Genomic DNA, 16,591 nt, shown 5'->3' with positions numbered 1-16,591 from the left:
TCGTACTCGACAAAAGATTGACCTGTGTGGATGGCAAAGAGTTTCAACTATTTTCCCAGCCGCTGTTGCCGCTCATCCGCCGTGCATTGGGGCAGGTTTGCGGCAGAGTTTGTGCGAGAATGCGCGCCACCGTTGTCCGGCAGGGCCGACACGCTGAACACACCGATTCACAGGAACGTTATGAAACTCGATAAAAAGCTGGCCATTGCACGCAGAAACCAGGATCTGGGTGGCGCAGTGCTGGGCGTCAACAACACGCATTTCGCCGTGCTGGACCACAAAAGAAACATCTGGTGGTTCGACCTGCCTGTGCCGCGCCTGCAAGTAGGTCAGTACGAGTGGCTGCACCTGCTGCTGCACACGCCTGAAACCGACCAGTTGCTGCATTTGAAAGTGACCACGGTCTTCATGCGCGATCACATCGAAGGGCTTGAAGTGCGCAATGCGGACAAGCGCAAACCGACCGTCAGCCTGGAGCTGAGCGCCGACAAGGACTCTTTCCTCAAGGACATGCGCCCCAAGGGCAGCAACCTGAGTTTTGCCAGCTTCCTGCAGAAGTAACTGTGAACGTAGCGGCAGCGTAGCCGCTACGCTCGCGCACTGCGTCGGGTGAACGTTGCGCATCGGCAACGCTCATTGCGGCACGGCGCTTCAGGCAAACTTACGTACCGCTAGATAGCCCGCCGTACCGGCCAGCGCCGACACCACCGTGCCCCACGCATGGTCCACCAGCGCCAGTTGCGCAGGCCAGCCCTGCAACGTGGCCCAGTTGGTCAGGTCATAGGTGCCATAGGCAATCAGCCCCAGCAGACCGCTGCACAATGTCGCGTGACTCAGTCGTTGCACGCTGAGTGCAGGCATGACGCCGAAAAACACCACCCCCGCCCCATACAGCAGATAAAACGCGATGGCAGGTCCTGCTACCGGCGTATCGAGCATCAGCGGTCCGAGCCATTCACGGTAGGTCGGCCCCATCAGTACGCCCAGCCAGACTCCGTCGAGGATCAAAAAAGCCAGCAATGTGCCGAAGTAAGCGATCAGTATTCTTTTCATGGCGCGTCCTTGATGAAGTTTCAGGTCCGGGAATGCCCGCTTGAGGGTATGACCGACCAAAGGTAGACATTGATCCATCCAACTTCAGGACTTTTAAAAGGTTAAGGGAGTCAGTGTTAACTAGCGTTATGGAGTTTCAACCACATGAACACTGTTGGTCCCCTGAAAATAGATGTCTGGAGCGACTACGTCTGCCCGTTCTGCTACCTGCAACTGGCCGTCCTGGAGCAGCTTCAGCAAACCTACGGTGAACGGCTCGAATTCAATTGGCATGCCTTTGAACTGCGCCCCGATCCGCTGGAACTGCTCGACCCGAGTGCCGATTATCTGCGTGAAACCTGGTCTCGGTCAGTGCTGCCGATGGCCGACAGGCGTCAGGTGACGATGAAGATGCCCAGCGTTCAGCCGCGCAGCCGCAAGGTTCTGGAAGCTGCGGCGTTTGCCAGGAACGCAGGGAGTTTTGAAGCGTTTCACAAGGAGGCTTATCGGGCGTTCTTTGAAAAGGGGCTGGATATCGGCGAGACGCACACACTGCTCGACCTGGCCAACGCGCTCGGGCTGGATCGGCAAGCAATGGAGCAGGCACTCAACGCCGGTCATTTCGAAAAGGCCGTGACGGAAGACCAGCAACTGGCGCAAAAGCTTGGGCTCAGAGCGGTGCCGGTCCTGCTGCTGCGACGCAGTGACGAGGCGCTGGAAGACGCCCGGGTGTTCAACGGCACCTTGCCGTTCGATCGCCTGAGCCAGGAAATAGACGCGCTCGCCACCTGGGCCTGAGGTGCCGCGAGCTGCATCGATTGCAGCTCACATCGATTGCCGCCAGGGCACCCAGGCTGCGACGCCGTATCAGACCAGCTCGATACGGTCGGCGTGAATCACGATCTGCCCCTGCTTGTACAACGCACCAATGGCTTTTTTGAAGTTGCCCTTGCTGACGCCAAACAGACCGCTGATGACCTGCGGATCACTTTTATCGCTGACCGGCAGCGTGCCGTTGTTCTCGCGCAGCTTGGCAAGAATCTTCGAGTTCAGGCTGCTGGCGGCCTCTGCACCGACAGGCTGCAGGCTCAGGCTGATATTGCCGTCGCTGCGAATTTCCTTGATGTAGCCTTTTTCCTGCTTGCCGGCGCGCATGAACTTGAACACTTCGTTCTTGTGAATCAGGCCCCAGTGCTTGTTGTTGATGATCGCCTTGAACCCCATGTCGGTCGCTTCGGCCACCAGCAGATCGACTTCCTGCCCCACGCTGTAGCTGGCAGGCGTCTTGTCCAGGTAACGATCCAGGCGCGCAGTGGCGGTAATGCGCCGTGTGTGCTTGTCGAGGTAGACGTGAACCACACAGTAATCGCCGGCCTGCAGGGTGCGCTTCTCTTCGGAGTAAGGCAGCAACAGGTCCTTGGGCAGGCCCCAGTCGAGGAACACACCGATGCTGTTGACTTCAACCACCTTCAGGCTGGCGAACTCACCGACCTGCACCTTGGGTTTTTCAGTAGTGGCGAGCAGCTTGTCTTCGCTGTCCAGATAGATGAACACATTGAGCCAGTCTTCATCTTCCGTAGGAACGTCCTTGGGGATGTACCGATTGGGCAGAAGGATTTCACCATCCTGCGCACCGTCCAGATACAGACCGAAGTTCGTGTGCTTGACGATTTGCAAGCTGTTGTAGCGCCCGATTAAAGCCATTTCCAGATACCCTCATTACGTGGGCGGCATTCTACCCGACTTTGAGTCCGGGTTCGCGTAGCGTGGCCGAACGCTTCGACGCAGCCTCCACTCGTCAGTTTCCCGATTCGTCATGGGTTGGCCTTGCCGCGCAGCGCCGCGGCACCTCATTGATATTTTTTTACTGAAAACAGTCGGTTAGCGACTTCCAGAATAAATTCGCCAAGCCGCCGAGTGCAGGCTCGGCTCGGGCGAGTGCCATAATCACCAAGCAATAATCAAGCGTTTCCTGTACTCTGGCTGGCCGTATTACGTTTATGAAGGTAAATGGCAGCCATGCGTATCAAAGCATCCCACTCGAAAGCCAAACCCGCCCCAGCCGTTGAAACGAGCGACTCGATCAACGCGCAGATTGCAGCTTTCCTGAAGTCCGGCGGTGAAATCCAGCAAATTGCCAAAGGCGTGAGTGGCCAGACCTTCGCACCTTCCAAGCAGATCAATCTCGGTAAAAAGTAAAACCGCGTCCTGCCTGTCGATCTCTACGCGCCTTGACACTCAAGGCGCTAGATTGACCATCCTTCGCTGGATATTCTTCCGGTCACGCTGCTACTCTCTCCTCTGATATCACTATGACCACGAGCTGGATCACGCTCTGGACGTTATCTTCTTTGTGGAATGCTCGAATGAAGAACTGGATGCTTTTCGGTGCACTTGTCTACCTTGGCGGCTGCGCGTCGCACCACTGCGAAAACGGCCCCAACGACAGCCAGCTTACCGACAGCCCTTGCCGGGCGGAGCACCTGCTGTATCAGAACGACATGCTGCAGGCCAAACTGCTGATCAGCGAAGATGACCGCGAAAACTATGAACTGGCCGAGGCCATGCTGCGCCGAGCCGCACTTGACGACGCGTCGGGCGAAGCCGAGTTCTACCAGGCCGTGCTACTGATCCGTCAGCAGGCCGACCCGAAGCAGATTATCGATTTGCTGCAAACCGCCGCGAAACACAAGCATCCCCTGGCCATCGCCCTGCTCTCCCAGCAACTGAGCGTCAGCGATCCAAAGCTGGCCGAGCGTTACCAGGCCGAATATGCCCAACTGGACGTTGCCAAGAGCGGCTACCCGTCGTTTCAGCAGGCGCTGGTGGTGATTCGCGGGCTGATCATTCCCTCTGCGCGCACCACTGCGGCCAACTGACACATAACGGATCGACGAACGGTCCGCCCTCAGCGCATTTCGACGGTATCCTTGCGAGGCTCTAGCTCGCGGTTTGTGTCGGCTCCTGAGCCATTTTCGATACGCCATCCCTGACCACACTCCTCGCAGATCAAGGAGTGAGCCATGCTCAGTCATCGCTTACACGTGCTGTCTTTCAGCGCCATGCTTGTTTGTCAGTCTGTCTCTGCCCAGGTTCTGGAGCGGGATCTGGGCGACTTCGACCTGAAACTTGCTACCACGCCTACGCGCAGCATGGCCCAGGGTCTGGTGACGCCCAGCGGCGGTTCCGGCTCCTTTCATGGCGGCATGGACCTGACCCACGAGAGCGGCTTCTACTTCGGACAATGGGCGCCCAACATGGGCCTGGCCTCAGATACCGGGATGGAGCTCGATTCCTACATGGGCTTCAAGAAGCCCTTCGATAACACCTTGGGCTACGAGCTGGGGATGATTCGTTACAGTTACCCCGACACCAGCCAGATCGACAGCCACGAGTTCTATGCCGGTCTGCGCATGCGTAACAGCCGGATCGGCGCGGCCTTCAGCAACGATGTCGGCACCCGCGACAGCACGGTATTCGTCGATCTGGGCGCCATCGAGCAGCTCGGAGTCGGCGTGCGCATGCAGTACGCCAATCATCAATTCGATACGCCGCAGTCCGCCGCCGACGGCGGGTTAATCAACGGCTTCAACGACTGGTCGCTGAACCTGTCACGCCCCTGGCTGGGCATCGACATGAACCTCATCTACAGCGGCTCAAGCCTGAGCGGCGGCGATTGCAGCGTCTACAGCGGCCACAATGCACGCTGTGACGGGACGTTTACCCTCAAAGCGGTGCGTTCATTCTTTTAAACGCCGAAACCGGTTGAACTGCCAGACGCTACGCTCCTCTACTGCACGTCAGTACGCCAAGGAGATGTCATGCAGTCTTTATTCAAAGCATTCGTCACGCTGTTGATGACCGTTGCACTGCTCGCAGGATGCAATCAGGTAGGACTGGCGTATCGCAACCTCGACGTGATCATTCCGTGGACGCTCAGCGACTACCTGGACATGAACTCGGAACAGAAAAGCTGGCTGGACGTGCGCCTCAAGCAACACTTGAGCTGGCATTGCAGCACCCAGCTGCCGGAATACCTGACCTGGCTGGACAAGCTCGAAGACATGGTCAAGACCGACCAGGTGACTTACGAAGGGCTGCAGGCTCGGACCAGCGAAGCAAAAGAGGCGATATCCAAGATCTCGAAGGAGATCACGCCGTCTGCGGTGGAGTTGCTGTCGCGCTTTGACGACAAGCAAGTGCAGGAGATGCAGGAGTCGTTCGCCAAGGATCAGCGCAAGCGCGAAAACAAATACCTCGACCAGCCACTGGAACGCCAGATTGCAGAACGTGCCGACCGTATGCAGAAACGCGTGACGCCGTGGGTCGGCAAGCTCAATCAGGCGCAGAAAGACCGCATTCAGGCCTGGTCTGCATCACTCGGCGAGCAGAACAAGGCCTGGATTGAAAACCGTACGCGCTGGCAGAACCTGTTCCTCGCCACCGTACAGCAGCGTCAGGCCAGCGACTTCCCGCAACGCATCGCCGCGTTGCTGCAGGACCGCGAGACGTTCTGGACCCCTGAATACCGCAAGGCCTACGACCAGACCGAGAAAGCCGCGATATCGCTGATCGTCGACATCACCGCCCTGAGCACCCCGGAACAACGCGCCAAACTACTGAGCCGCATCGCCGACATGCGCAAGGACTTCACCGACCTCGATTGCCTGAAGTCGCAAAAGTAGTCCGATAGCCCTCTCACCACAACCATCGTGCCCATGCTCCGCGTGGGCGTGCCGTTCCGGACGCTCTGCGTCCTGTCTTCAGTGCGCGGTGTGGCGCAGAATCGTGACGCGGAGCGTCACCCAAGGCATTCCCAAGCTGGAGCGTGAGGAACGATAGCCCTATCACCATCGTGCCCATGCTCCGCGTGGGCATGCCGTTCCGGGCGCTCTGCGTCCTGCCTTGAGTGCGCGGTGTGGCGCAGAATCGTGACGCGGAGCGTCACCCAAGGCATTCCCACGCTGGAGCGTGAGGAACGATAGCCCTATCACCATCGTGCCCATGCTCCGCGTGGGCATGCCGTTCCGGACGCTCTGCGTCCTGGCCCGAGTCGGCATGCGCAACGTCAGCGGTTTTATGCGATCTGGGGCTTTTTGGCGATGGTGTCAAAGAGCGCCGGATCAAGCGGGTCGCCTGCCTGCTCGTTGAGTACCTGACGCGGATGGTCATTCCCCGGAATGCTGCTGTCGATCAAAGCCAGCAGGCTCGCGCCGCGCTTTGTCAGCATGTACGTCGAGCCATCTCCACCTTCCTCACGAGGACGCGGTTCGATGTAGCTGCGATTGAGCAGCGTCTCGAATTCAGTGGATGTCGAGGGGGTGCCGTTGTTCTGCACTTCGTGCAACAAACGCTCGATAAGATCCCAGTTGTAAGTCATTTCTCTAAACCTCCGTCCAGCATGGAATGATCACCCATGACATCCAGCCACGGGCATGCGACTCAAAGGGTGTGACCTGCGAGGTGTATGACGGTTCAGAGAAGCTGGCGGGCGGTGTAGCGAGGCATTGTCAGCACGAAGACAGACTGCAAAAGAAGTTGATCGCTCCCGAATGCACGGGAGCGATCACGGCAATCACTCGGCGGCCGGGGCCGGGGTGCTGCGTTTTTTCAGCGGGGCCATGCCGTCCTGGCTGACCAGATCGGACTTGGGACGGTTGACCGTCTTGCGTTTGGTCGGCCCTTTGGCCGCGACTTTCTTCTTGTCGCCCTTCGCGTCGGTCTTTTTCTTCTTGACGCCTACCGCCTTGCCGGAGGCCTTGACCTTCTTCGGCCCGCCGTAGGTGCCTTTGACTTCCTTGATGACGCGACGCTCGAAGCTCTGCTTGAGGTAGCGCTCCACGCTCGACATCAGGTTCCAGTCGCCATGACAGATCAGCGAAATCGCCAGGCCGTCGCTGCCCGCACGACCGGTACGCCCGACGCGGTGGACGTAGTCGTCGCCGCTGCGTGGCATGTCGAAGTTGATCACCATGTCCAGACCTTCGACATCAAGGCCGCGAGCCGCCACGTCGGTGGCGACCATGATTTTCGCACCGCCTTGCTTGAGACGGTCGATGGCCGCCTTGCGGTCCTTCTGGTCCTTGTCGCCGTGCAGCACGAACGCCTTGTACTCCAGCGCCACCAGACGGCCATACAGACGGTCGGCCATGGCCTTGGTGTTGGTGAAGATAATGGCTTTCTTATAAGTCTCGTTGGCCAGCAGCCAGTTGAGAACCTGCTCTTTGTGCACGTTGTGGTCGGCAGTGATGATCTGGTGGCGCGTGCCGGAAGCCAGCTCACTGACGCTGTTGACTTGCAAGTGCTGTGGATCCTTGAGCACCTTGCCGATCATTTCCCGCAGGCCAGCGCCGCCGGTGGTCGCCGAGAACAGCATGGTCTGCTCACGACCGGCACATTCGCCGGCCAGACGCTCGACGTCTTCAGAAAAGCCCATGTCCAGCATGCGGTCGGCTTCGTCCAGGACCAGCACTTCAACGTGCTTGAGGTCCAGATTGCCGGCGTTCAACTGCTCCAGCAGACGACCCGGCGTGCCGATCAGAATGTCCGGCACCTTGCGCAGCATGGCGGCCTGAACCTTGAAGTCCTCGCCACCGGTGATCAGACCGGCCTTGACGAAGGTGAACTGCGAGAAGCGCTCGACTTCCTTGAGCGTCTGCTGAGCCAGCTCGCGGGTTGGCAGCAGGATCACTGCGCGAATGTCGACGCGAACCTTGGCCGGACCGATCAGACGGTTGAGGATCGGCAGCACAAATGCGGCGGTCTTGCCGCTACCGGTTTGCGCAGTCACCCGCAGGTCGCGCCCTTGCAGTGCGAGCGGAATGGCGGCCGCCTGCACGGGCGTAGGCTCGACAAATTTAAGCTCGGCCACAGCTTTGAGCAGGCGTTCGTGCAGGGCGAATTCGGAAAACACGGGTGCTACCTCGACGAAAAACAAAAATACAGCTGCATAGCGTAACGGTTTCGAGCGTCGGGGCCGAGTTTCTTTACCACCAAAGGCTGATTTTGTTTACCAAAGGGCCGATAAAGGCCATTCGAAACGTTGCCGGGCAACGCTGCCGGGCCGCTCTTCGCGAGGCTTTTTCTCCCTTCATACACGCTAAAAAATCGAAGGCCGTGATTTATTTTTCTACCTTCAGATTCGGTTAAGAAACCGCTTCGATACTCCACCCTACTCGCTGACCGGGGGAGGAGCCTCGCCAATGCCTGATATCGATTGGAACATTCGTCTACCGCTGAGTTTTGGCAATACCGGGGCTCCCGCCCTGACCCTCTTCCGCGTCTTGGCGCATGAACAGCAGCGTGAGCCTCTGGAACGGTTCGTTCAGCAACAATTTCGCAAGGCCCACAACGCCGACGTCAGGCAATTCATGCCGGAGCTTTTCGGGCTCCAGGACGGCAGCGGCGCGCTGTGTGCCGTCGCCGGCATTCGTCACGCCAGCGCTGGCACATTGTTTCTGGAGAGCTATCTGGATCACCCCATCGAACAGCAGGTCAACACTGCGGCAGGGCGCCCGATCGAGCGCCAGGGCATTGTCGAAGTCGGCAACCTGGCGGCCAGCAGCCTGGGCAGCGCCCGGCTGAGCATCATCACAGTGACCTGGTTGCTGGCGATGGGCGGTTTCGAATGGGTTGCCTTTACCGGCAACGGAGCACTGGTCAACAGCTTCAATCGTCTGGGCCTGAATCCGGTCACGCTGTGCGCTGCCGATCCGGCACGTCTGGGCGAAGAGCGTCACACCTGGGGCTCGTACTACGACTCACGGCCCAGCGTGCATGTCGGCGACATCCGTGCCGGTTTTCTGCACCTGAGCAGCATGGGCATCTTCGAGCGCTTTGGACTGCCACAAACACTGGAGCCTGATTGCCATGTCGCATGAACGTGAAGCCTTTTGGCAAAGACTGCAGACGCTTGCCGACGAGCAGCCTCTGGCCATCGCCCTGCAAGGCGAAGACCGGGCGCTGGATTACGCCGCACTGGTCGAGGAGCTCACGCAGCGCCGCGAACAATTGCGCGCCGCCAATGCGCAGATCGTGGCGCTGATGCTGGACAACAGCCCCGACGCCCTGCTCTGGGACCTGGCCGTACTGTTCGAAGGGCTGAGCTGTGTGGCGCTGCCGCCATTCTTCAGCCTCGCCCAACGACGGCATTGCCTGGAGCGAAGCCAGGCGGACACGGTGATTACCGGATCAGTCTTCGCTCAAGAGTTGCAGGCCTCTGATTACCGACAACATGGCGCATTCTGGCAACGCCGCGCTGCCGAGCACACATACATGCCGGTGGGCACCGCCAAACTGACCTTCACCTCGGGCACCACGGGCACCCCCAAGGGTGTTTGCCTGAGTGCCGACAGCATCCTCAGGGTTGCTCGCGGGCTTCATGAAGCCAGTCAGTCGGTGCGGCCTGTACACCATCTGAGCCTCTTGCCGCTGGCGATCCTGCTGGAAAACATAGGTTGTTATGCAGCCTTGTATGCCGGCGCACGCATCAGCCTGCCAAGCCAGCAGGACCTGGGTATTCAGGGTGCCAGTGGCGTCGACGCCTCGCGCCTGCTGATGTTTTTGCAGCAGCGCCGCCCGGACAGCATGATTCTGGTCCCTCAATTGTTGCTGCTGCTAGTGACGGCCTGCGAAGCGGGTGCGTTCGATGCGTCGATGCTGAGCTTCGCCGCAGTCGGTGGCGCGCGCGTCAGCCACGATCTGCTGTTGCGCGCTCAAGCGGCAGGCCTGCCGGTCTTCGAGGGCTATGGCCTGTCGGAGTGCGCCTCGGTCATCACCCTCAATCGTCCGGACGCCCGGCGTGCCGGGAGTGTTGGCCGTCCACTGCCGCACATAAGGTTACGCCTGGCCGCTGACGGCGAAGTGCTGGTGGCCGGCAGTCCAATGCTCGGTTATCTGGGCGACACCACACCCGCACCGGCCTGGTGGCCTACCGGCGATCTGGGTGAGTTCGACGCTGATGGCTACCTGTACTTGAAGGGCCGCAAGAAACATCAGTTCGTGACCAGCTTCGGACGTAACGTCAATCCGGAATGGATCGAAGCAGAACTTACCCAGAACCACTGCATTGCCCAGGCGTTCGTGTATGGCGAGGCCCTGCCGTCCAACCACGCCCTGATCTGGCCATCGCGTCCCGACACCACTGACGTGGAGATCGAAGAGGCCGTCAACAAGGCCAATCAGACGCTGCCCGATTACGCCAGCGTCAAGAGCTGGACGCGACTCGACGAGCCGTTCAGCCCCGCAAACGGTTTGTCTACCGCGAATGGCCGGCCGCGCCGCGAGGCCATTCTTGAACGCTACCAAGCACTTTTCACTCCCTACAACCTGACCCAAGGTGCCTTGTCATGAGCTTTTTTCAGACCCTGCAGGATGCGACCCAGGAACAACGCGAAACGCTGTTCAACCTGCCGATCATTCGCCAGGCAATGGCTGGCCAGGTCAGCCTGGAAAGTTACCGGGCCTTTCTGACCCAGGCCTATTACCACGTGCGTCATACCGTGCCATTGATGATGGCCTGTGGCGCCCGGCTGCCGTCGAGGATGGAATGGCTGCGCGCGGCCGTATGTGAATACATCGAGGATGAATACGGGCATGAAAAATGGGTACTCAACGACCTGCGTGCCTGTGGCGGTCAGGCCGAGGCCGTGGAAAACGGGCAGCCCGGCGCGCCTATCGAACTGATGGTCGCCTACCTTTACGACCTCATCGCACGCGGCAACCCGGTGGGCCTGTTCGGCATGGTCAATGTGCTGGAAGGCACCAGCATTGCCCTGGCCACCCATGCAGCAGACAGCATGCGCGCAGGGCTCGGCCTTGGACCAGAAGCGTTCAGCTACCTGAGTTCTCACGGCAGCCTGGACATAGGCCACATGGAAACCTTCCGCAAGCTGATGGACAAGGTCGACGATCCGGACGATCAACAGGCCGTGATCCATGCGTCGCGCATGGTTTACCGCCTGTACACCGACATGTTTCGCGAATTGCCGGGCGCTGCGCTGACCGCGCATAAGGAGTCGGCTCATGCGGCTGCCTGACGCGCACGTCGTCCTAACGGGTGCCAGCGGCGGCATCGGTCTGGCCATTGCCGAAGCATTGTGCAGCCAGGGCGCCAAGGTCCTGGCGGTATCGCGGCACGTACATCCACTGCGTCAACTGCTCGAACTCTACCCTGCCAATCTGCACTGGGTCGAGGCAGACCTGTGCACGGCACAGGGTCGTCAGCAGGTGGTTCGTGCGGTCGGCGCTGTGCCTGGCGTCAACCTGCTGATCAATGCCGCGGGCACCAACCATTTCGCGATGCTCGAGCAGCTGTCAGCCAGCGACATCGATGCCATGCTGACCCTCAATGTGCATGCACCGATCCAGTTGACCAGCCTGATGCTGCCGGTGCTCAAGCAGGCCAGCGAAGCCATGGTGGTCAACGTCGGTTCTACCTACGGCTCCATCGGCCATGCCGGGTATGCCACTTACTGCGCCAGCAAGTTCGCGTTGCGAGGTTTTTCCGAAGCGCTGCGTCGCGAGCTGGCCGACACCCGGGTCGGCGTACTGTACGTCGCACCGCGCGCCACCCGGACCAGCATGAACAGTGCTGCAGCGCAGGCGCTGAACGACGCGCTGAGTTCAGCAGTCGACGACCCGCAAGACGTCGCCCAGGCGGTACTCCAGGCCATTGCAGGCAACCGCAGAGAGCTTTACCTCGGTTGGCCGGAGCGCTTTTTCGTCAGGCTCAACAGCCTGTTGCCGACCCTCGTGGACCGGGGCCTGCGCAAGCATCTCCCGTTGATCCGCCACCACAGTTCACCCATTGCGCAAGAGAAGCACATACCATGAAAAGAATCGCTTTCGTCGTCATGAGCCTGATCAGCCTGCCGCTCTGGGCACTCGATGCACCTGACCAGCAACGTCTGGCGGGTATCCAGAAGGAATGGGCGCATATTCAGTACGGCCTGCCCGAAAAGCAGCGTGTCGATGCGTTCGAGAAGCTCGCCACGCAAACCACGGCCTTCACTCAGGATCGTCCCGGCGCTGCAGAAGCGTGGATCTGGTCAGGCATCGTCACCAGCAGTTGGGCCGGAGCACAAGGTGGCCTTGGTGCGCTGGGCAAAGCCAAACAGGCAAAGGCCGACCTGGAAAAGGCCATGACCCTGGACCCCAATGCCTTGCAGGGCTCGGCCTACACCAGCCTGGCAGCGTTGTATGACAAGGTTCCCGGCTGGCCGATAGGTTTCGGCGACTCGGCCAAGGCCGGGCAATTGCTGGAACAGGCGTTGAAAATCAACCCGAACGGCATCGATACGCTATTTTTCTCGGCGCAACATCAGTTCGATCAAGGCAACTATGCTCAAGCACAGCAAGCTCTGAACAAAGCGTTGCAGGCACCACCCCGTCCTGGCCGTGAAGAGGCCGACGCCGGGCGCAGGAAAGACATCCAGTCGCTGCTCGCCAGCGTGAACAAGAAGCTCAACTGACGGAGACACCATGCGTCTGCTGCTTATCGAAGACGACGTTGCACTGGGCGAAGGCATTCAGCAGGCACTCAGCCGGGAAGGCTACACCGTTGACTGGATCAAGGACGGCAGCAGCGCCCTGCATGCTCTGCTCAGCGAGAGCTTCGATCTGGCCATTCTCGACGTCGGCCTGCCGACGTTGAGTGGTTTTGAAGTTCTGCGTCGACTGCGTCACAGCGGATCGACGCTGCCGGTCATGATCCTGACCGCACGCGACGCCACCGAAGACCGGATTATCGGTCTGGACATTGGCGCTGACGATTACCTGGTCAAACCCTTCGATGTGTCCGAGCTGAAGGCCCGGTTGCGCGCCCTGCTGCGGCGCAGTGCCGGGCGCGCCAAGGTGCTGATCGAACACAACGGCATCCGCCTGGACCCCAGCACGCAACAGGTCAGCTATCACGATGCCGCAGTTGCCCTGACGCCCAAGGAATATCAACTGCTGTATGAATTGCTCTCGCCGCCAGGCAGGGTCATGACCCGCGAACGGCTCATGCAACTGCTCTATGGCTGGAACGAAGAGGCCGAAAGCAACACCCTTGAAGTGCACATTCATCATCTGCGCAAAAAGTTTTCCAGCACCCTGATTCGTACCATTCGAGGCGTGGGTTACCTGGTGGAGGAGCGTTCTTGAAGTCGATACGCCGCCGCACACTGACCCTGATCATCGGCCTGCTGCTGTGTGGTCTTCTGGTTCTGACGCTGTTCAACGTGCATGACAGCAATCACGAAATCGCGGAAATCTACGATGCCCAACTGGCGCAGAACGCGAGGCTGCTGGAAGGCGTGATGCGCATGCCCATGGAGCGCAAGGAACATGCGCAGCTCTATCAGGCCTTCAATCAGGCTCTCGCCCAGGCCGAACCGCGTGTTGACGGCCACCCTTACGAGGGCAAGATCGCCTTTCAGGTCTGGGACAAGGACAACAATTCGCTGGTACACACTGCCAGCGCCCCCACCTTCACTCATCCGCCACAGAGCACCGGGTTCAGTGATTTCAACGACATGGCCGGCCATCAATGGCGAGCCTTCGTGCTCAGGGACACACAGCACGGGCTGCTGGTCTGGGTCGGTGAGCGCGATGACGTGCGCTCGGATCTGGTCAACCGCATTGTGCGTCACACGGTGTTGCCGAACCTGATCGGCAGCCTGGTGCTGATGATCGCGATCTGGCTGGCGATCCGCTGGGGGCTGAGGCCGCTGGCCGATTTTGCCGATACCCTGCGCGGCCGTAACGCCGGTTCCCTGCACCCTCTGCAGCTCAACGCCCTGCCCGCTGAACTGGAACCCATGCAGGCTGCCCTGAACCGTCTGCTGGGGCAGATTCAGGACCTGCTCAAACGCGAGCGACGCTTCATTGCCGATGCGGCCCACGAAATGCGCACGCCCCTGGCGGTCATGCGGGTGCACGCGCAAAACGTACTGGAAGCGCACAACGAAGACCAACGGCAGCAGTCGCTGGGCTACCTGATCATCGGCGTGGACCGCACCACGCGGCTGGTCAATCAGTTGCTGACCATTGCGCGCCTGGAGCCCGGCCCTTCGCCAGCGGGCAAGGTGGCGGTGGATCTGGTCAGCGCCGTGCGCGACAGCCTGGTGCAATTGACGCCCTGGGTGCTGAGCAAGAATCTGGAGCTGTCCTTTGAGTGCACGGAGGCCACCCGCGAAGCAACGGTGGACTTCCCCGCGCTGGACATCGCCTTGCACAACCTGATCACCAATGCCGTCAACTTCTCACCGGAAGGCGGCCAGGTCACGGTGGGGCTGACCTTCAGCGAGCATTACTTCCGGCTCAACGTCGACGATCAAGGCCCCGGTATCGATGAACAGGAGCGCGAACGCTTGTTCGAGCCGTTCTACAGCCGTGGCAACGACCAAGGCGTCGGCCTGGGGCTGGCCATCGTGCAAAAAGTCGCGCTATCGATGGGCGGCAACGTGAGCCTCGACAATCGTCCGGAGGGTGGACTCAGGGCCAGCCTGCAAGCGCCGTTGCACTGACTGAGCACCGAGACGGTCAAGCAAGCGCCGTCACGACACCGGCAGCAGCACATCGACCACCAGCCCGCCGCCCGGCCGATTGCGTGCGGCGATCTGCCCACCGTGCATTTCGATAGCCCGCAGGGCGATGGCCAGGCCCAGGCCGAAGCCCTGCGCGGCATTCTCCGGGCCGCGCTCGAAGGGCTGGAAAATACGTTGCAGGCACTCCTCGTCCACGCCTGGCCCCTGATCGATGACATTGACCATCAGGCACAGCGGCTGGGCCTGAACGTTGGCGACCACCACTACATCGCTGCCGACCGCAGTGTGGCGAACGGCATTGCGGATCACGTTCTCGAAGGCCCGGTAGAGCAGTTCGCTGTCGATCTGTGCGACGAAAGATCCGGGAGCCTCCAGCCTGACCCGACACTGCTTCAGTCCAGCCTCGAACTCGGCATCTTCGACGATGGCCGCCAGCAGGCTGATGACATCGACCGGTTCCCGCGTCAGGCTTTCGACATCGCTCTGCATGCGCGCCAGGGTCAGCAATTCCTCGATCAGCGAGTCCATGCGCTCCGACTCGCGCTCGATCCGTTCGAGCATGTCCAGCTGGGTCGGCTCCTGGCGCAACAGGCCGATTGCGGCGCTCATGCGCGTCAGCGGCGAACGCAGCTCATGGGAAATATCATGCAGCAGTTGTTGCTGAGAGTCGGCCATGACCTTGAGCTGATTGGCCATGCGGTCGCAATCCTCGGCAAGGTCGACGATTTCATCGCGCCGCCGGCCCATATCGGGTTTTACCCGTGTGTCGAAACGGCCTCTGGCGACCTTGCCCATCGCCTCACGCAATTTCATCAGCGGTGCCACCAGATAGCTGCTGAGAAACCAGCTGAACAGCGCACTCATGACCGTGCCGGTGATCAGCGGATTGAGGTGAGAGGGTTGATCGTCGTGGTTAGGTCGCTGGGTAGAGCGGATATGCACGAGTGCGCCTTCGCGCGTGTGCACGGCGAGTTCGAAGCGAGGGTTTTCCAGCGAATTGCCTGCCAGCAACAAACCGTTGCTGTCGTACAGACCGACCCTGCCGTGCCCCTCCGGCTGCCAGGCATCAAGCAACGCCTGCCCCGCAGCAATGCCCGACTGCTGCAGAATGCGCACTTCATTGTCGAGCACCGTACTGAACGAAGGATCGCCCCGCCCGGACTGGGTGAACATGAACAGGCCGGCACCGACCATGAAGGTCAGGCTGGTCGCCAGCCAGAACGCCAGAAACAATTTCCAGAACAACCGGCTCGGCCTCATGGCGTGATCAACATATAGCCCAGATTGCGCACGCTCTGTATCCAGCTCTGGTTATCGTTGCGCGGACCGAGCTTGTGGCGAATGCTGCTGATGTGCACGTCGATACTGCGATCGTAGCGGGCCAGCGGCCGCCCCAGCGCGTTCATCGAGAGGTTCTGTTTGCTGACCAGTTGCCCGGCATGCCGCGCCAGTTCTTCGAGCAGGCAGAACTCGTTGCCGGTCAGTTCCAGCGTCACGCCCTGCCAGCGCGCCTCGCGCTTGCCCGGCCAGAGCATCAGCTCTCCGGCCTGAATCACATCCCTGACCGTCTCGACTACCGATACCGCCCGCACCCGGCGCATGATCGCCCGCAGGCGCGCCACCAGTTCACCGGGTGAGCTGGGCTTGGGCACGTAATCGTCAGCGCCCAGTTCCAGCCCGGAAATACGGTCGATATTGTCGCCGCGTGCGGTCAGCAGAATCACCGGCACCTGGCTTTGCGCACGGATACGCCGCAGCACTTCGATCCCGGAGATGCGCGGCATCATGATGTCCAGCACGACGATGTCGTGACGCCCGGACAAGGCCTCTATCTCGCCCTCTTCAGCGCTGTTGGTGCAGGTCACGTCGAAGCTTTCACGGGTCAGGTACTGGCTGAGCATTTCCGTCAGTTCCCGATCATCGTCGACAAGCAATACGCAAGTCATGGCAGGCCCTTGATTGGTGGTGGCCGATTATCCCGGCGCTGCTGCGGCGTGTCAGCCGGGCGCGATGATCTTTACCTAACCTTA

At 60.3% G+C, this 16,591-nt stretch carries 19 protein-coding genes; 13 read left to right on the top strand and 6 right to left on the bottom strand.

All coding sequences use genetic code 11. The features are described 5' to 3' along the window. The first annotated feature begins 180 nt into the window (after nucleotides 1-180). Entirely contained in the window at nucleotides 181-561 is a 381-nt protein-coding gene (locus BLR20_RS11765) for a hypothetical protein (protein WP_010433737.1), read from the top strand. A gap of 90 nt (nucleotides 562-651) precedes the next feature. Here the strand turns inward: BLR20_RS11765 and BLR20_RS11760 are convergent, their stop codons facing one another. Next, nucleotides 652-1,053 (bottom strand): DUF2177 family protein, encoded by a 402-nt coding sequence (locus tag BLR20_RS11760; RefSeq protein WP_032615000.1) that lies wholly within the window; start codon nucleotides 1,051-1,053, stop codon nucleotides 652-654. A 144-nt stretch (nucleotides 1,054-1,197) separates the two neighbouring features. On the opposite strand from BLR20_RS11760, the gene BLR20_RS11755 reads away from it, so the two are divergent. Next, nucleotides 1,198-1,830: a DsbA family oxidoreductase gene (locus BLR20_RS11755; RefSeq protein WP_054993477.1), complete on the top strand. Its 633-nt coding sequence runs from the start codon at nucleotides 1,198-1,200 to the stop codon at nucleotides 1,828-1,830. Between the two features lie 69 nt (nucleotides 1,831-1,899). Here the strand turns inward: BLR20_RS11755 and BLR20_RS11750 are convergent, their stop codons facing one another. Then, nucleotides 1,900-2,736, bottom strand: coding sequence for a CvfB family protein (locus BLR20_RS11750; RefSeq protein ID WP_010433731.1), 837 nt, complete (start codon nucleotides 2,734-2,736; stop codon nucleotides 1,900-1,902). A 306-nt stretch (nucleotides 2,737-3,042) separates the two neighbouring features. Here BLR20_RS11750 and BLR20_RS11745 point away from each other — a divergent pair, with 306 nt between their 5' ends. From BLR20_RS11745 to BLR20_RS11730, 4 genes are all read left to right on the top strand, one after another. After that, nucleotides 3,043-3,231 carry a hypothetical protein gene (locus BLR20_RS11745; RefSeq protein WP_002554403.1) on the top strand — a complete coding sequence of 63 codons (189 nt, stop codon included), beginning with the start codon at nucleotides 3,043-3,045 and terminating at the stop codon, nucleotides 3,229-3,231. A 167-nt stretch (nucleotides 3,232-3,398) separates the two neighbouring features. Beyond that, the gene (locus tag BLR20_RS11740) at nucleotides 3,399-3,911 is read left to right on the top strand and encodes a hypothetical protein (protein ID WP_010433729.1); all 513 of its coding nucleotides are present in this window, start codon (nucleotides 3,399-3,401) and stop codon (nucleotides 3,909-3,911) included. 144 nt (nucleotides 3,912-4,055) lie between these two features. After that, nucleotides 4,056-4,784 carry a TorF family putative porin gene (locus BLR20_RS11735; RefSeq protein ID WP_054993476.1) on the top strand — a complete coding sequence of 243 codons (729 nt, stop codon included), beginning with the start codon at nucleotides 4,056-4,058 and terminating at the stop codon, nucleotides 4,782-4,784. Between the two features lie 69 nt (nucleotides 4,785-4,853). Further along, entirely contained in the window at nucleotides 4,854-5,717 is an 864-nt protein-coding gene (locus tag BLR20_RS11730) for a DUF6279 family lipoprotein (RefSeq protein ID WP_032614993.1), read from the top strand. Between the two features lie 392 nt (nucleotides 5,718-6,109). Here BLR20_RS11730 and BLR20_RS11720 read toward each other — a convergent pair whose 3' ends face one another. Both BLR20_RS11720 and BLR20_RS11715 read right to left on the bottom strand, forming a co-directional pair. Next, nucleotides 6,110-6,412, bottom strand: a complete 303-nt coding sequence (locus BLR20_RS11720; RefSeq protein WP_010436139.1) for a hypothetical protein — start codon at nucleotides 6,410-6,412, stop codon at nucleotides 6,110-6,112. A 195-nt stretch (nucleotides 6,413-6,607) separates the two neighbouring features. After that, nucleotides 6,608-7,945: a DEAD/DEAH box helicase gene (locus BLR20_RS11715; protein ID WP_004416638.1), complete on the bottom strand. Its 1,338-nt coding sequence runs from the start codon at nucleotides 7,943-7,945 to the stop codon at nucleotides 6,608-6,610. Between the two features lie 289 nt (nucleotides 7,946-8,234). Here BLR20_RS11715 and BLR20_RS11705 point away from each other — a divergent pair, with 289 nt between their 5' ends. The 7 genes from BLR20_RS11705 to BLR20_RS11675 are packed head-to-tail and all read left to right on the top strand — an operon-like array spanning nucleotide 8,235 to nucleotide 14,540. Further along, nucleotides 8,235-8,912 carry a thermostable hemolysin gene (locus BLR20_RS11705; RefSeq protein WP_054993475.1) on the top strand — a complete coding sequence of 226 codons (678 nt, stop codon included), beginning with the start codon at nucleotides 8,235-8,237 and terminating at the stop codon, nucleotides 8,910-8,912. Next, the gene (locus BLR20_RS11700) at nucleotides 8,902-10,383 is read left to right on the top strand and encodes an AMP-binding protein (protein WP_054993474.1); all 1,482 of its coding nucleotides are present in this window, start codon (nucleotides 8,902-8,904) and stop codon (nucleotides 10,381-10,383) included. The genes BLR20_RS11705 and BLR20_RS11700 overlap by 11 nt, the downstream gene beginning before the upstream one ends. Next, on the top strand, nucleotides 10,380-11,069 hold the full coding sequence (locus BLR20_RS11695) for an iron-containing redox enzyme family protein (RefSeq protein WP_054993473.1): 690 nt from the start codon (nucleotides 10,380-10,382) through the stop codon (nucleotides 11,067-11,069). The genes BLR20_RS11700 and BLR20_RS11695 overlap by 4 nt, the downstream gene beginning before the upstream one ends. Beyond that, nucleotides 11,056-11,865, top strand: coding sequence for an SDR family oxidoreductase (locus BLR20_RS11690; protein ID WP_054993472.1), 810 nt, complete (start codon nucleotides 11,056-11,058; stop codon nucleotides 11,863-11,865). Before BLR20_RS11695 ends, BLR20_RS11690 begins: the two co-directional genes overlap by 14 nt. After that, entirely contained in the window at nucleotides 11,862-12,503 is a 642-nt protein-coding gene (locus BLR20_RS11685; protein WP_054993471.1) for a tetratricopeptide repeat protein, read from the top strand. The genes BLR20_RS11690 and BLR20_RS11685 overlap by 4 nt, the downstream gene beginning before the upstream one ends. A gap of 10 nt (nucleotides 12,504-12,513) precedes the next feature. After that, nucleotides 12,514-13,176, top strand: coding sequence for a response regulator (locus BLR20_RS11680; RefSeq protein ID WP_010436120.1), 663 nt, complete (start codon nucleotides 12,514-12,516; stop codon nucleotides 13,174-13,176). Further along, entirely contained in the window at nucleotides 13,173-14,540 is a 1,368-nt protein-coding gene (locus tag BLR20_RS11675) for a sensor histidine kinase (protein ID WP_054993470.1), read from the top strand. The genes BLR20_RS11680 and BLR20_RS11675 overlap by 4 nt, the downstream gene beginning before the upstream one ends. 30 nt (nucleotides 14,541-14,570) lie before the next feature. On the opposite strand, the gene BLR20_RS11670 is transcribed toward BLR20_RS11675, so the two are convergent. Together BLR20_RS11670 and BLR20_RS11665 are read right to left on the bottom strand one after the other, a co-directional pair. Then, nucleotides 14,571-15,806 (bottom strand): HAMP domain-containing sensor histidine kinase, encoded by a 1,236-nt coding sequence (locus BLR20_RS11670; RefSeq protein WP_054993469.1) that lies wholly within the window; start codon nucleotides 15,804-15,806, stop codon nucleotides 14,571-14,573. 11 nt (nucleotides 15,807-15,817) lie between these two features. Continuing rightward, nucleotides 15,818-16,507 (bottom strand): response regulator transcription factor, encoded by a 690-nt coding sequence (locus BLR20_RS11665; RefSeq protein ID WP_054993468.1) that lies wholly within the window; start codon nucleotides 16,505-16,507, stop codon nucleotides 15,818-15,820. Nucleotides 16,508-16,591 lie beyond the last annotated feature (84 nt).

Source organism: Pseudomonas congelans (genome assembly GCF_900103225.1).
Lineage (GTDB): Bacteria > Pseudomonadota > Gammaproteobacteria > Pseudomonadales > Pseudomonadaceae > Aquipseudomonas > Aquipseudomonas congelans.
This window is presented reverse-complemented; position numbering and strand designations above follow the sequence as displayed.